The organism is Fictibacillus sp. NRS-1165, from assembly GCF_050468105.1.
Classification (GTDB): domain Bacteria; phylum Bacillota; class Bacilli; order Bacillales; family Fictibacillaceae; genus Fictibacillus_C; species Fictibacillus_C terrinigri.
The window spans coordinates 29,613-43,793 of record NZ_JBDPNU010000009.1 but is presented as its reverse complement, the minus strand read 5'-3'; the positions used below and the strand labels follow the sequence as shown (position 1 = coordinate 43,793).

The following is a 14,181-nucleotide window of genomic DNA, read 5'->3' as shown; positions in this document are numbered from 1 at the left end:
AACTGATAAACGGAGTCCGTTGCATCAAGCCTCATTCCTTTTTTTGTCATCTATGTTTATTTTAATATTATAAATATTTTCAGTAAATGATAAAGTAGAGGAGGATTCAGCATGGGAACTACCGGCTATCCCGGAAAAACTCCAGGCTGTTTATCTCATGCAGAACGGCTAACCTCAGCCGTGCCCCTCGGCCATTTTCTTCTGGCACTTCATGAGTTTCCGGTTCATCAGGCAAAAGCGCTTCACGTTCCTTATGACCAACTGGACCGACTGGGAATAGAGAAGCGCAAGCCAAAGCTGCTGGGCTTTTTAAAGGACGTAAGAAATCTGCAGCTTTATGAACAGGTGGATGAACTGGAGCATTGGGTTCAAGATGCAGAGCAACAGGATACCGCTCGACACCAAGTTCTTGTGCATGGTGATCTCCATATCCGCAACATAACAGTGGATGACCAAGGTAAGATTTCAGGAATCATCGACTGGGGGGATGATCGTCTACAGTTTTCTTCCTCCCGAAGGCCGGGAGCTTTTCTTTCAAGTATATGGTGAGATCGGCTATCAAACCGAGGAACTCGCACGTTTCAAGGCGCTCTATACGACTGTTCTCCTTATGCTTTATGGACATGGGCATCGTGACGCAGAATTAATAAAAGCCGCCAGTCACAGCTTGGACCTTTTACGCTTGTGACTGGCGGCTTTTATTCTTGTTATCCCAATTAATTCGCTTCTCCATCAAGTGAAGCGTCTTGTTCATTTTTTAGTTTCATATGCTCAACATGGGCAGCGCCCCAATGGTGCATAGCATCCATCACCGGCCCTAAACTTTTGCCATATTCCGTAATGGAGTACTCCACTTTCGGCGGGATTTGGGGGTAGACCACCCGCTGTACAATATCCTGCTCTTCTAATTCACGCAGGTGAAGCGTCAGCATTCGTTGAGTGATATCGGGCATGAGTCTTCTTAATTCGTTAAATCTTAAAATATCACCGGAAAGCAAGTGCTGTATGATAATCGGCTTCCATTTTCCAACGATCATGTCCAATGCGACAACGACCTGACATTGTTCTGGATTTTTTTTCATGAAATGGCTCCTCCATTTTTACAGTACCTTTTTTTATACTATACCACATGAATGTGCCTACTTCACAAATCGGTGCCTATGCTTAATAATTGCTTATGCAGGTAATTTACAATAACTGCTCTATATTAAACAAAAGGTGGAATACAAATGGCAAAAGTATTATACATTACTGCCCACCCGCATAATGAAACTCAATCTTTCAGTATGGCTGCAGGTAAGGCATTTATCGACACTTATAAAGAAGTGAATGCCGGCGATGAAGTGGTGCATATCGATCTTTATAAAGAAAATATCCCTCATATTGATGCTGATGTATTCAGCGGCTGGGGAAAACTTCAAAGCGGTAAAGGATTTGAAGAACTGTCGGCTGACGAGAAAGCAAAAGTCCAGCGTCTTGGTGAACTGAGCGAACAGTTCGTTAAGGCGGACAAATATGTTTTCGTTACACCTTTGTGGAACTTCTCATTCCCGCCAGTGATGAAAGCTTATCTTGATTCAGTTGCTGTTGCAGGTAAAGCTTTCAAATATACTGAAAATGGGCCAGTGGGTCTTTTGACGGACAAAAAAGCTCTTCATATTCAAGCTCGCGGCGGTATTTACTCTGAGGGTCCTGCTGCAGAATTTGAAATGGGGCACCGTTATTTGAATGTAATGATGAACTTCTTCGGGGTTCCTTCATTGGAAGGCGTATTTATTGAAGGACATGCTGCCATGCCTGATAAAGCGCAAGAAATTAAAGAAAACGGAATTGTGCGTGCTAAGGAAGCTGCACATACATTTTAAGCTTATAGAGAAACAAGGCGGTGCTTTACAGTGGCCGCCTTGTTTTTTTATTAAAATAGCATCTCGTGAAACGCTTCTTTAAGGTAACTGTTCAGCAGGGGAATCGTAAATTCCTTGTCATATCGTTCAGAAGCTACCCTGCTTCCATCCCACCCCAGAGTGTCCAGTTCTGTCGTCATCTCGCCGCCATTCTTCAACTGTACCAGGATCGTACCGTTTGGTGTCCGTTCAAAACTGAGCACCGTCTGCTTAATCATGATTTGTGCAAAAACACCCTGGACGGCTTCATTGATCCGGATATTGATCTCATCCGTCTTTTCTTCCACTATTCTTAACTTAAACTTCATATCACTAAAGAAAACATTAATAGAATGCTGGGTCTTATCAATATGAACCCTTGCTTTATGGTCCAAAATGTACATTTCTTTAACCTTCTGGATCAATTTTTCAGAGTATGACATAATCCACCTGCCTTTATCTTTCTATGGAATTACATTCGCTAAAAAGGAAGTTTTCCCTTCTCATTTCTGTCTGAATTTCTCCTTTTGCGTCATTTTTTGTCCATGATTATTTCTGCCGATTAAGGGAAAAATACAAGCTGTCGTTTATAAGAGCGCCAGGCAAATTATTTTATCAGGTTATTTTGATTGTGTTACTATGATTTTGTTTTCAACTATTAAAAAAACAGGAGGAGACTTTTCAATGCCACACCTTTTTTCTCCGCTTACTATCAAAGAGATTACGCTCAGAAACCGAATTGGGGTTTCTCCTATGTGTCAATACAGTGCCGAGGATGGGATGCCGAATGACTGGCATTACGTTCACTTAGGCTCTCGTGCTGTAGGGGGAGCTGGTCTTGTTATCGTTGAGGCGACCGCCGTGGAACCGAGAGGCAGGATTTCGCCAGAAGATCTTGGCATCTATACGGATGAGCATATTGAGCCATTCAAACGCATCACCTCTTTTCTGAAAGAACACGGAGCTGTACCCGGCATCCAGCTGGCACATGCCGGACGGAAAGCATCAACGTACAGCCCTTGGAAAGAAAAAGAGCAAAGTACAGCCGGAGTCCCGAACGATCAAGGCGGCTGGGATGTAGTCGGTCCGAGTGCGATTCCTTTTAGTGAAGGATATAAAGAACCAAAGGAATTAAGTATCGACGAAATCAAAGAGATTCAGGAAAACTTCCGGCTGGCGACAATCAGAGCACGCGAGGCGGGCTTTGAGTGGATGGAATTTCATGGGGCGCACGGCTATTTGGCACACAGCTTCTATTCTCCGATCTCTAACAAGCGAACGGACGAATACGGCGGCTCTTTCGAGAACCGTATCCGCTTTTTCTTAGAGACTGTACGCATCATGAGAAAGGAATGGCCGGAAAACCTCCCGTTCACCGTCCGTATCTCCTCAACCGACTGGGTGGATGACGGCTGGACAATAGAGGATTCCATCGAGCTGGCTAAACGCCTCAAAGAAGAGGGTGTGGATCTCGTGGACTGCAGCTCAGGCGGAAATCTCCCGAAAGCACCTATTCCTGTCGGTGCTGGCTATCAGAATCTATTCGCCGAAAAAATACGTGAACAAGCGGGTATTCCTACTGCAGCTGTAGGTTTGATCACACAAGCCATGCAGGCTGACGAAATCATCCGCAACGAAAAAGCGGATCTTGTACTGCTTGCACGTGAGCTGCTTCGTGATCCATACTGGCCACTGCGTGCTGCGGAAACTGTGCATCAGAAAGGTGCGCTGGACATCCCCGTTCAATATGAGCGAGGCTGGTAAACATGAAAACCCGGCAAGGACCAAGGTTCCTTGCCGGGTTTTCATTGATTTCATAAAGAGCTGAGAATCGATCATCAGGGTTCTTCATTAACTTATACACCATGATCGTTTGCAGCGGCTTAAAGCCCATTTTTTCATACACACCTTTTGCAAAGTTCGCATCAAACACATTCAATCTTACTTCTTCATATCCATTTCCCTTCAACGCCGTGATCCCGGCTTCTACAAGCTTCTTGGACTGGCCTCTTCCTCTATATTCTTGATGAACGTAGACATCATAAATAAAACCGATCTCATTGCCAGTAAAGTAGTCGGTATTACGGCCAATCATAATCCATCCAGCTACTCTGCCTTGATCTTTGTAGACGAGGTGATAGGTCCCCATCTCTATGATTACGCTCAGCCTTGTCCTATGAAAGAACACCTGTCCCCTGCATTCCTTCGACAGTATGCCGTCGGTTTCTTCGCGGGTTGCTTGCTCAACCATTCGAATCATCCCTTCTTGACATCTTTCTCAATGAGCTGGAAACAAATGGGATATCCTTCTTTTCCTAAAAATTACTGAACTAGGGGTAATGGACCAAACTTATTCTTTATATAGTTTAAAGAAGGTTTCTTGGAGGTGATACCGTGGCTGTCGTGCAAGCCAGCAGCTCAGATATTAATTTGTTAGCCCGATTGCTTCGAGCGGAAGGAGAAGGAGAAGGCGTCCGGGGAATGCAGCTGGTCGGAAATGTTGGAATTAACAGGATCCGTGCCAATTGTTCCGATTTTAAAGGACTGAGGACAATTCCTCAGATGATTTACCAGCCCCATGCATTTGAAGCCGTAACACACGGTTATTTTTATCAAGCAGCAAGAACGAGTGAAAAACGCTTAGCAAAGCGAGCGATTAATGGAGAACGATACTGGCCGGCAAAATACAGCTTGTGGTATTTTCGGCCACAGGGAAATTGTCCGTCCACCTGGTATGGCCAGCCGCTTGTTGCCAGATATAAACTTCATTGCTTCTATCAGCCCCAACCGGAAGAGTGCGACAATGTCTACAATACGTTTTAATGCTTTTAGCAGGCTGGGATCATACAAACAGCCTGCTTCTACTTGTTTAACATTTCTAGTGTGGCCGATGTGATTCGTGACCGTGGTGACATAAAACGGAAGACAAGCTTGATGCTGCCGGAAACCGTAAGCCAGCTAAATCACTAGTTTCTGAAGGAATATTATGAAGAGGAAGAATCGTTTTCTGATGAACAGCAGCTTGAAGAGATGAACGAATTGATGTTAGATGCTATGGAGTTTGCGTTCCCATTAAATTTCTCGGTGTTTGAGAAAGGCCTCTCGGAAATAAAAGGAATGATTCATTACATGGACGAATCAGCGCGCAAGCTCAGAATCCTTGACAAGGGTGGTCAACTGCGTCATCTTTCGCTGAAGAATATCAAGAATATATCGAAAGCCGATCAGTAAGAAAAATAGGTGCCATTCACGGTTGCCTGACACCATTAATTCAACGTCTTTTTTCCAATGGCCTGTTTCACGTTTCCATAGACTTTGATCGAAGTAAAATCAATCCCGGCATTTACAATTCTGCTGGCCAATTCAGGGCGTATCCCTGTAACTGCGATATCGATTCCGAGCAGAGCCAAAACACTGTGTACAGTAAAAATGTGCCTTGCCACTTCGGTATCAATGGTAATAATACCTGAAAAATCAAGAATAAGATATTTGACGCCCAAAGGAGAAATCTTTGGAACCACACGATTTAGCAAGTGGTCCGATCGATTGGAGTCTATCGTTCCGATCAAAGGAAGAATGGCAATTCCGTCTTGTATGGGTACGATAGGTGTTGATAATTCCATGATCTCTTTTTGTGCTTCATGAATGACACGGTCTTTATAGCGTTCAAAAGCGATCACTGTTTCATTTATACTGAGATCCAGCATCAGATTCACTCTTTTGATGACCATGACGACTTCTCTCGTATTCAATCCAAATTCCATGCCGATGTCCGTCAAGAAATCTGCTAACACCATACGGGTATCCGTAAAACGAATAATAATTTGGGAAATTTCCAGCTGGCTTCTTGCCGCTGTTTCTCCGTTACCCTTACTCCATGACAACAGCACCTCAGGAACAGAGCCCTCCTGGCAATCAAGGGATTGTGCTAAAAACACTAAAAACTCATCATACATTGATTTAGCTTGATCGATCTCCTCTTCCGGAACATCAAAACGAAATCTGACGACAATCTCATCAACAATGTCTGAAGCGAGTGTGCCAGAGTTCTCCAATAGATAATGCGCCATAGTGATGAAAGAGTTCATGAACGTACACTCCTATATGTTTAATATCCATTCAGCATGGAGGAATTGATATTTTAATGGTTATAGATAACAAAAGTAATAGTCATATTGTAAACGGCTAGACCTCATTATAGCTTATTTTGTCGCGACTGTAAGAGTTTCTTAGAATTGGAATGGTGAAACTCCCTTCTGCCCGTAATTGTTTTATAAGTATGGTACGATAGAGGTTAAAAAGGTGGGAAAATGAGAATGGAAGGCGAACACTTCTTTTTAAAGCATCTTGATCCATCCGATAGCGAAGCACTGCTTCAGCTGGAAGTAGATAACCGTGAATTTTTTCAAATGTATAGTCCGCTAAGAAACGATGAATTTTATACGCTGGAAGGACAGCGGGAACGGCTGGAAGTGATCAATAAGATGAGGGAAATGGGTCATCAATACACGTTTGGGATCTTTTTAAAAGGATCTGAAGAGCTCATTGGCGATGTTTCATTGTTTAAGATTGAGCGTGGCCCTGCACAAACGGGAATGCTCGGTTACTGTCTCGATCATCATCACAATGGAAAAGGGTATATGACGGAGGTCGTCAAACTGATGATTACGTTTGCTTTCAACGTCAAGAAACTTCATCGTATCGAAGCGGGTGTGATGCCTCAAAACGCTGGTTCCATCAAGGTATTAGAGAAAGCCGGATTCCATAGAGAAGGCATTGCTGTAAAATCAATAAAAATAAACGGAAGATGGGAAGATCATCAAATGCTTGCCATCATTAATGATGCCGAATGACCTCACCTAAAAAGACCGCTCGATTTAAAGAGCGGTCACTTTACTTATAGAAGGTTTTCTTTCTCTAAGTATTGCTTTGCCACCTCATCAGGTGACATGCCATTAACATTCACTTTGTAGTTCATCTCCCTCATCTCGCCGTCTGTAATTTTATTGGAAAGTTTATTGAGGGCTTTTTTTATTTCAGGATACTTTTCGGCCGTTTCCTTTTTCAGGAGAGGTGCTCCTTGATAAGGAGGAAACAGGTGCTTGTCGTCTTTTAAAACGGTCAGATCGTACTGACGCAGCTCACTATCGGTGGAATAGGCGTCCACGACATTAATATCTCCTTTTTCAACAGCGTTGTACCTCAGTTTTGGTTCCATCGTTTTAACGTTAGCAAGCTTGATTCCGTATTTCTTTTGTATGCCACGGTAGCCATCCTCCCTGTCAGCAAATTCCAGCGTAAAACCTGCATTAATATTGTTGCTCGCCTGTTTAAGGTCGGAAATGGTTCTAAGGTTATACTGGTCCGCTGTCTGCCGGGGAACCGCCAAGGCATATGTATTGTTGTATTTCATTGGACGAAGCAGCTGCATATCAAATTTATCCGCCATCCCTTTTCTTGCCTGCTCGTACACTTTTCTGCTGTCCGTGCTTGAGGCTGTTTCTTTTAAGAATTCAGAGATCGCTGTTCCTGTAAATTCTGGATAGACATCGATGCTTCCTGATTTTAGCGCATTGAAAACAAAAGATGTCTTCCCCAGTCCAGGCTTGAGTTCAACATTTAAGTCCGTGTCTTTTTCAATTAAGAGCTTGTACATATTGATTAGAATTTCAGGCTCTGAACCGAGCTTTCCGGCAATTACGATATCCTTTTGTTCACCTCTCATGGCGAAAGGAATAATGACGACGAGCAGAGCGACAACACCCAGAATCCCAAAGGTAGCCATAGACCGTTTAAAGGTCATACGTTCAAAGCTTCTTAGCAGAAAATCAAACAGGATCGCGAGCAAAGCAGCCGGTACTGCCCCGAGGACGATGAGCATGGAATTGTTGCGGTCGATGCCAAGCAGGATAAGGTCTCCCAGTCCACCTGCCCCTATTAATGCAGCGAGTGTTGCGGTACCGATAATCAGAACCATCGCCGTCCGAATTCCCGCCATGATGACCGGCATCGCCAGCGGAAGTTCCACCTTGATCAGCCTTTTTCTGCTGTCCATGCCCATCGCTCTCGCTGCCTCAATCAGTGATGGATCCACTTCTTTGATCCCCGTATACGTGTTTCTTAAGATAGGAAGCAGCGCATAGACAACGAGCGCGATGATCGCCGGTATTTTACCGATCCCGAACAGGGGAATCAACAGTCCGAGCAGAGCCAATGACGGTATCGTCTGCAGGACTGCGGTCACTCCGATCACGGGCTCAGCGGCTCTTGGCCTCTTGGTGAGAAAGATGCCGAGCGGAATAGAAATCATTACGGCAAATAAAAGTGCAATAAAGGAAATCTGTATATGCTCGAGCAGTGCGCTTGCCAGCTCACCCTGTCTATCTTGAAAAACCTGTAAGAAATTATTCATGGCCGCCGCTCCCTTCCTTTAAATGTTCGGCAAGATATTGAATGACGGCCTGCCTGTTGATGGTGCCGATGACTGCGCCTTGTGCTTCAACTCCAAGCTTTTCTTCCTTTGTTAAAAGTGCCAGTGTATCTTTTAAAGAAGATGATGCAGGTATTGTTTTGAGCTGATCGGGGAAAATTTCATCCTTCCTCAAAGGTTCCGCAATACGGGAAAGATCTGCCATTGCTTCAAAACTCCCTTTGTCATTTCCAACAAAATTTCTTACGAATTCATCCGCAGGCCGCTGTATAATGTCTTCTGGTGTTCCTACCTGAACCACTTCTCCATCCCTCATTACACAGATTCTGTCACCCAGCTTTAACGCTTCTTTCATATCATGTGTGACGAACACGATGGTCTTCTTAATGCGGCGCTGCAGGCTGTACAGGTCCTCCTGCAGCTTTTCACGGCTGATCGGATCGAGGGCGCTGAACGGTTCGTCCATCAGAATGATCTCAGGATCTGCTGCCAATGCCCGCACCACGCCGATCCGCTGCTGCTGGCCGCCAGACAGTTCCTTCGGTTTGCGGTTTTGGTACGTTTTTGAATCTAATCCCACCATGTCCAGCAGTTCATCCACACGTTCATGAATTCTCTGCTTGCTCCATCCTCTTAGCTCAGGAACCACTGAAATGTTTTCCTGGATGGACATGTGGGGAAACAGGGCGATCTGCTGAAGAACGTACCCGATGTTCCAGCGCAATTCATGGATATCATAGTCACTGATCCTCATGCCATTGATCAGAAGAGTGCCCTCTGACAGTGTGATCAGCCGGTTGATCATCTTGAGCATCGTTGTTTTGCCGCATCCGCTTGGTCCGATGACCACGAAGAATTCGCCCGCTTTGATTTCCAGATTTAGAGACTTGACCGCAGCTGTGCCATCTTGGTACTTTTTCGAAACGTTATCAAATTTAATCATTCACCTGCTCCTTAAATATAAAGTAGCTAAACATCTATAATATATAAAAAGCCGGCACAACACTACACCTGTTCGGTTATGTGAGCCAGCTCTCCATTTTATGTTTATTATTCTACAGCCTCAGGAAGATGGACAGTGAAAATAGTCCCTTTTCGCAGTTCGCTCTCGACTTCTATCCGTCCATCATGCATCTCCACAATTTTTTTTACGATAGACAATCCCAGGCCGCTTCCTTCAGCCGCTCTGTTTCTGGGTTTATCCGATTTGAAGAATCGTTCAAAGATGTGAATCTGATCTTTTTCTGAGATTCCAATTCCGTTATCCTGAATGGATACTATAATCTCAGCCCCTCGTATTCCCAGGGAAATCCGGATCATCCCTCCACTCGGTGTAAACTTTATACTGTTGTACAGGAGGTTGAGCCAGACTTGATCCAGCAGCTCCTGATCTCCTGTCACGTTTACTTTTTCTAATGAAAGCTTCAGCTCAATGTTTTTCTGTAGCGTTCAAACAAGGAAAATAAAGTCGTTTTTCCGCTGCCGCTCGGACCTACAATCGCCGTCACTTTTCCCGGTTCTACAGAAAAACTGACTCCCTTTACTATTTCTTCGTCTTTATAGGCAAAGTGCAAGTCCTTAACTTCCAGTGTTTGATCGACCCTCAGCAATTCCTGACCTGATGAATAGTCTTCTTCTTCATGCTCCAGCAGCGCAATGATTCGTTCTGTCGCTCCTTTTGCTTTTTGAAGCTCAGTAAAAAACATCGCAAATTGTGTCATCGGCATAATGATTTGAAATAAGTAAAGCAGATAAGCAACAAGTGATCCGGCACTCAATGCTCCGCTTGAAACCCGCATGCCTCCATACCCGATAATGACCACTAACAATAGCATAAGAATAAGCGAGATGACCGGTCCAAGCATCGCCTGGTATTTTCCTTCCTTGATGCCGAATTGAAGAAGGTTCTGAATCCCGCTTCTGCCGTTTTGATATTCCTTCTCCTCCGCATTTGAAGATTTCACAAGACGGATTTCCATAAGCATTTTACTAAGTATCCCAGTGAATCTCGCATTCTCGTCTTGTGTGGCCTTTGAGATTTTATGCATTTGCTTGCCAATCGGAATAATAACCAGCATGGCGACCGGTACGATGACTAACGTGATGAGCGTCAGCTTCCAGTCGAGGATTAACAGAAAAATCACAGAGCCGATGATCGAGATGATACCGTTAATAAAATTCGTAAAATGCTCGGATGCCAGATTTTTAATCACAGCGGTGTCGTTAGTCATCCGGCTGATCGTTTCCCCGGTCTGGTTATGATCGTAAAAAAGGAATGGGCAGGGAAATCAGTTTTCTCCATAACCGGTCGCGGATTCCGGCCACGATTCCATTGCCAACCATACTCAACAGATAGACAGATATTCCCCCTGCTGCGGCACGTGCAAGCAGTACGGCCGCCAGCAGCGCGATCTGACCCCCTAATAATGTTGATAAAGAAAATTCATCCACAAGGTTTTTTGTAAAAAGCGGAACACATAAACCGACAAGTGTCGTAATGACACTCATGACAATCGCCATACTTAGTTTTAGTTTTGGCGGATTGGTCTTTTTTATTAGATCAATAAACTGCTTCGAGCTTACATTATTCTCTTTTTTCAAGTTCATCACCTTCATTGGCAAAATTTGTCCCTTTCCCTTTACTATACCGGAAAGAAATGAACAAAGTATGAACGGCATACGGTGCTGTTTACCATTTTTGCAGAATGTCTAAAATGTCCCATATTTCCTCTGAACACGGGACAAACTGATATAGTAAACACATCCCAACAACCCCTTTTCATATTTTTAGACGTAAAACCCGGTCATCGGGCCTTTGATGATATTCTTTTATCAAAATCCCTTGGGCCGGGTCTTTTTTTTGGACGATTCTTTTGAATCCGCTTACACCTAGAACTGTTATAGTTTTTTTTGATCCTGAAGTTACACAGTTTCACCTCCATCTCGTATTCTTTTGTGAAAATCTAGACAATTTATGATACAATGCCTATAAATCGAAATATTCTAATAATAGAACAGCACCAAAATAAAAGAATGACAGCTAAGAAACGGAAGGTGAGACGATGACAACAATTACAGAAACAGCAAAATTGGAACAAAGCAGTTCACCCCTCCGCCGAGATGTAAAATCTCTCGGCCAGCTGCTCGGAAATGTTCTGGTTCATCAATGCGGGCAGGCACTTCTGGATAAAGTTGAAAAAATAAGAGAAATGACAAAATCTCTTAGGAACAATGACCGGTTATCCTATCAAGAACTGAAAAATGAGATTGCCAGCTTAAAGCACCCACAGCGCCAGCAAGTGATACGGGCGTTTGCTGTGTACTTCCACCTCGTCAATATCGCTGAACAAAACCACCGCATCCGGCGCAGAAGAGAATACCAGCTTAAAGATGGACATCAGCCTGGGTCATTGGAATACACAGTCACCCAGTTTAAAGAAAACGGCATTAACGCTGAAGTCATTAAGAACGTCGTTAAGAAACTTTCGATGGAGCTGATTATTACTGCCCATCCGACAGAGGCGACAAGGCGCAGTGTGCTGGAAGCCCATAAAAGAATCGCTCTTCTGCTTCACCAGCTCGACCAGAACGTGCTTACTTCCCGTGAGAGGGAGGAGCTCAATGAAAAATTGCTAAACGAGATTACCATCCTCTGGCAGACCGATGAATTGCGTGACCGAAAGCCGACCGTGATGGATGAAGTAGCAAACGGGCTTTACTATTTCGATGAAACATTATTCGAGGTTCTTCCGCAGATCCATCAGGAGCTGGAAGACACGCTGCAGGAACATTATTCAGCTGAGGACTGGCATGTGCCAAACATTTTGCGCTTCGGTTCATGGATTGGCGGTGACCGTGATGGAAATCCGAATGTCACCCCTGCGTTAACATGGGAAACATTAAAGAAACATCGTAAACTCGCGCTAAGAAAATACCATCAAGCCCTTACTAACCTCATGAAGCAGATGAGCCAATCTTCTAAACATGTGGCGGTTTCTCAGGAATTAAAAGATTCCATTCAAAAGGAATTGTCCATTCTGCCGGATGAAGAACAATGGAAAATCGAGCATGAAGTATACCGATGCAAAATTGCGATAATGAAGAAAAAGTTGGAGCTCGTCGGCAAAAAGAAAGACGGCTATAAAAGTTCTGAAGCGTTCTTAAAAGACCTTCAGCTTATAAAACGCAGCCTTCTCGGACATTCTCCGCAAGGCTTCCGTCTCAAAAGCCTGGACCAGCTCATCCGGCAGGTTGAATTGTTCGGCTTTCACCTTGCGACACTCGATATCCGCAATCATAGCGGGGAGCATGAAGCGGCGATCAGTGAGATCTTTCATTCTGTGAATCTTGCTGACGACTATTCGAGTCTGACGGAAGAAGAAAAAGTAGAACTGTTAGGGAAAGTATTACAGGATCCCCGGCCATTGCTTCTTCCCTACGCTGAAGATTACTCTAAAGAAACAACGCAGATTATCGATGTCTTCCGGATGATTAATAAGGCCCATGAGGAATTTGGCGACCGGTCAATAGAGGTATATTTAGTCAGTATGACAGAGTCGGTAAGTGATTTATTGGAAGTCCTTGTGCTAGCCAAAGAAGCAGGAGTTTATCGGCTTCATGCTGACGGTCGGGTAGAAAGCAAGCTTAATGTCGCTCCCCTCCTAGAAACGATCGATGACCTGATAGCCGGTCCAGCCATTATGGATAAGCTGTTTTCCATGGATTTTTACCAAAAACAACTGAAGGAGCATGGCAATACACAGGAAATCATGCTCGGTTACTCAGATGGAAGCAAGGATGGGGGCACGTTGACGGCCAACTGGAAGCTGTATAAAGCTCAGCAGGAAATCCATGAGGTGGCCGATCGATACAATGTCCGTTTAAAATTCTTCCATGGCCGCGGCGGATCGCTCGGGCGCGGTGGCGGACCGCTCTATCGTAGCATTCTATCACAGCCTTCTGAAACTCTGGGAGACGGCTTTAAAATCACCGAACAAGGTGAAGTGCTGTCTTCAAGGTATTCACTTTATGACATTGCCTATCGCAGCCTTGAGCAGGCAACCTCTACCATGCTCTCTGCAGCTGCTAACGCTTCTAAAGATGCCGAGCAGAACAACAGCCGAACGAAAGCATGGGAAGAAGTCATGGAACGCATCTCTGCGGCTTCACTCAAAAAATATCAGGAGCTTGTCTTTAAGGACCCAGACTTCCTGACATACTTTAAACAAGCGACTCCTCTTCCAGAACTTGGATCTCTCAATATCGGTTCCCGTCCCATGAGCCGTAAAGGGAGCGAACGATTCGAAGATCTCCGGGCCATTCCATGGGTGTTCGCCTGGACACAGAGCCGCCAGCTCCTTCCCGCCTGGTATGCGGCTGGCACTGGGCTTCAAAGCTTTATGGAAAGCGAGGATCAGCGGGATCTTCTGAAGCAAATGTATCGTGACTGGCCGTTCTTCCGTTCGACCATCGATAACCTGCAGATGGCATTAATGAAAGCTGACTTAACCGCTGCAAGGGAATATACTGCAATGGTAAAAGACCAGGAGATGGCGAAACGGATTTTCTCTGAAATTGAGAATGAATACCGCCGCACGACTGAAGCGATCCTTTTCATCACCCAGCAGGAGCATTTAATGGACCAGCTGCCAAACATTAAGGAATCCATCAGACTGAGAAACCCGTACGTTGATCCACTCAGCTTCCTTCAGGTTGAATTGATTTCCAAACTGCGTGAAGACGAGCCATTGGACGAAGACCTGTTAAGGGAAGCATTGCTGACCATCAATGGGATTGCAGCCGGACTGAGGAATACCGGCTGAGTAAAAATAAAAACAGCCATTCGTTCATCGAATGGCTGTTTTTTAT

Annotated in this window: 15 protein-coding genes and 1 pseudogene; 7 read left to right on the top strand and 9 right to left on the bottom strand. The window is 44.6% G+C overall.

The features are described 5' to 3' along the window. Positions 1 to 111 precede the first annotated feature (111 nt). A complete protein-coding gene (locus tag ABHN01_RS02995; RefSeq protein ID WP_429874327.1) occupies positions 112 to 549 on the top strand; it encodes a phosphotransferase in 438 nt (145 codons plus the stop codon). Between the two features lie 167 nt (positions 550 to 716). On the opposite strand, the gene ABHN01_RS02990 is transcribed toward ABHN01_RS02995, so the two are convergent. Beyond that, complete coding sequence (locus tag ABHN01_RS02990; protein WP_429874326.1) at positions 717 to 1,082, bottom strand: winged helix-turn-helix transcriptional regulator; 366 nt, start codon at positions 1,080 to 1,082, stop codon at positions 717 to 719. 147 nt (positions 1,083 to 1,229) lie between these two features. On the opposite strand from ABHN01_RS02990, the gene ABHN01_RS02985 reads away from it, so the two are divergent. Beyond that, a complete protein-coding gene (locus ABHN01_RS02985) occupies positions 1,230 to 1,865 on the top strand; it encodes an FMN-dependent NADH-azoreductase (RefSeq protein WP_429874325.1) in 636 nt (211 codons plus the stop codon). Positions 1,866 to 1,915: 50 nt separating this feature from the next. Here the strand turns inward: ABHN01_RS02985 and ABHN01_RS02980 are convergent, their stop codons facing one another. Then, entirely contained in the window at positions 1,916 to 2,326 is a 411-nt protein-coding gene (locus ABHN01_RS02980; protein ID WP_429874324.1) for a hypothetical protein, read from the bottom strand. 241 nt (positions 2,327 to 2,567) lie between these two features. Between ABHN01_RS02980 and ABHN01_RS02975 the strand changes: the two genes are divergently transcribed. After that, positions 2,568 to 3,647, top strand: coding sequence for an NADH:flavin oxidoreductase/NADH oxidase (locus ABHN01_RS02975; RefSeq protein WP_429874323.1), 1,080 nt, complete (start codon positions 2,568 to 2,570; stop codon positions 3,645 to 3,647). A gap of 124 nt (positions 3,648 to 3,771) precedes the next feature. On the opposite strand, the pseudogene ABHN01_RS02970 reads toward ABHN01_RS02975, so the two are convergent. Then, positions 3,772 to 4,032: pseudogene (locus ABHN01_RS02970) on the bottom strand (GNAT family N-acetyltransferase); the annotation flags it as partial. Positions 4,033 to 4,277: 245 nt separating this feature from the next. Here ABHN01_RS02970 and ABHN01_RS02965 point away from each other — a divergent pair. Then, positions 4,278 to 4,706 (top strand): cell wall hydrolase, encoded by a 429-nt coding sequence (locus ABHN01_RS02965; protein WP_429874322.1) that lies wholly within the window; start codon positions 4,278 to 4,280, stop codon positions 4,704 to 4,706. 150 nt (positions 4,707 to 4,856) lie between these two features. Next, a complete protein-coding gene (locus ABHN01_RS02960; RefSeq protein ID WP_429874370.1) occupies positions 4,857 to 5,114 on the top strand; it encodes a YolD-like family protein in 258 nt (85 codons plus the stop codon). A 35-nt stretch (positions 5,115 to 5,149) separates the two neighbouring features. Here ABHN01_RS02960 and ABHN01_RS02955 read toward each other — a convergent pair whose 3' ends face one another. After that, positions 5,150 to 5,971 carry an STAS domain-containing protein gene (locus ABHN01_RS02955; RefSeq protein WP_429874321.1) on the bottom strand — a complete coding sequence of 274 codons (822 nt, stop codon included), beginning with the start codon at positions 5,969 to 5,971 and terminating at the stop codon, positions 5,150 to 5,152. Between the two features lie 222 nt (positions 5,972 to 6,193). Here ABHN01_RS02955 and ABHN01_RS02950 point away from each other — a divergent pair, with 222 nt between their 5' ends. Next, positions 6,194 to 6,736, top strand: coding sequence for a GNAT family N-acetyltransferase (locus ABHN01_RS02950; RefSeq protein ID WP_429874320.1), 543 nt, complete (start codon positions 6,194 to 6,196; stop codon positions 6,734 to 6,736). 44 nt (positions 6,737 to 6,780) lie between these two features. Here the strand turns inward: ABHN01_RS02950 and opuFB are convergent, their stop codons facing one another. The 5 genes from opuFB to ABHN01_RS02925 form a co-directional block, all read right to left on the bottom strand. After that, positions 6,781 to 8,295 (bottom strand): osmoprotectant update ABC transporter permease/substrate-binding subunit OpuFB, encoded by a 1,515-nt coding sequence (gene opuFB / locus ABHN01_RS02945; protein WP_429874319.1) that lies wholly within the window; start codon positions 8,293 to 8,295, stop codon positions 6,781 to 6,783. Continuing rightward, on the bottom strand, positions 8,288 to 9,256 hold the full coding sequence (locus tag ABHN01_RS02940) for an ABC transporter ATP-binding protein (protein ID WP_429874318.1): 969 nt from the start codon (positions 9,254 to 9,256) through the stop codon (positions 8,288 to 8,290). The genes opuFB and ABHN01_RS02940 overlap by 8 nt, the downstream gene beginning before the upstream one ends. A gap of 107 nt (positions 9,257 to 9,363) precedes the next feature. Beyond that, the gene (locus ABHN01_RS02935) at positions 9,364 to 9,714 is read right to left on the bottom strand and encodes a sensor histidine kinase (protein WP_429874317.1); all 351 of its coding nucleotides are present in this window, start codon (positions 9,712 to 9,714) and stop codon (positions 9,364 to 9,366) included. A gap of 23 nt (positions 9,715 to 9,737) precedes the next feature. Continuing rightward, positions 9,738 to 10,544, bottom strand: coding sequence for an ABC transporter transmembrane domain-containing protein (locus tag ABHN01_RS02930; RefSeq protein ID WP_429874316.1), 807 nt, complete (start codon positions 10,542 to 10,544; stop codon positions 9,738 to 9,740). Between the two features lie 25 nt (positions 10,545 to 10,569). Then, a complete protein-coding gene (locus ABHN01_RS02925; protein WP_429874315.1) occupies positions 10,570 to 10,914 on the bottom strand; it encodes a hypothetical protein in 345 nt (114 codons plus the stop codon). 461 nt (positions 10,915 to 11,375) lie between these two features. On the opposite strand from ABHN01_RS02925, the gene ppc reads away from it, so the two are divergent. After that, the gene (gene ppc, locus ABHN01_RS02920) at positions 11,376 to 14,135 is read left to right on the top strand and encodes a phosphoenolpyruvate carboxylase (protein WP_429874314.1); all 2,760 of its coding nucleotides are present in this window, start codon (positions 11,376 to 11,378) and stop codon (positions 14,133 to 14,135) included. The last annotated feature ends 46 nt before the right edge of the window (positions 14,136 to 14,181 follow it).

Bases quoted from the DNA above. Each gene is read 5' to 3' on its own strand.
- opuFB (WP_429874319.1), bottom strand. From the start codon at position 8,295: ATGAATAATTTCTTACAGGTTTTTCAAGATAGACAGGGTGAGCTGGCA.
- ppc (WP_429874314.1), top strand. From the start codon at position 11,376: ATGACAACAATTACAGAAACAGCAAAATTGGAACAAAGCAGTTCACCC.
- ABHN01_RS02930 (WP_429874316.1), bottom strand. From the start codon at position 10,544: ATGACTAACGACACCGCTGTGATTAAAAATCTGGCATCCGAGCATTTT.
- ABHN01_RS02985 (WP_429874325.1), top strand. From the start codon at position 1,230: ATGGCAAAAGTATTATACATTACTGCCCACCCGCATAATGAAACTCAA.
- ABHN01_RS02975 (WP_429874323.1), top strand. From the start codon at position 2,568: ATGCCACACCTTTTTTCTCCGCTTACTATCAAAGAGATTACGCTCAGA.
- ABHN01_RS02980 (WP_429874324.1), bottom strand. From the start codon at position 2,326: ATGTCATACTCTGAAAAATTGATCCAGAAGGTTAAAGAAATGTACATT.
- ABHN01_RS02950 (WP_429874320.1), top strand. From the start codon at position 6,194: ATGAGAATGGAAGGCGAACACTTCTTTTTAAAGCATCTTGATCCATCC.
- ABHN01_RS02955 (WP_429874321.1), bottom strand. From the start codon at position 5,971: ATGAACTCTTTCATCACTATGGCGCATTATCTATTGGAGAACTCTGGC.
- ABHN01_RS02990 (WP_429874326.1), bottom strand. From the start codon at position 1,082: ATGAAAAAAAATCCAGAACAATGTCAGGTCGTTGTCGCATTGGACATG.
- ABHN01_RS02995 (WP_429874327.1), top strand. From the start codon at position 112: ATGGGAACTACCGGCTATCCCGGAAAAACTCCAGGCTGTTTATCTCAT.
- ABHN01_RS02940 (WP_429874318.1), bottom strand. From the start codon at position 9,256: ATGATTAAATTTGATAACGTTTCGAAAAAGTACCAAGATGGCACAGCT.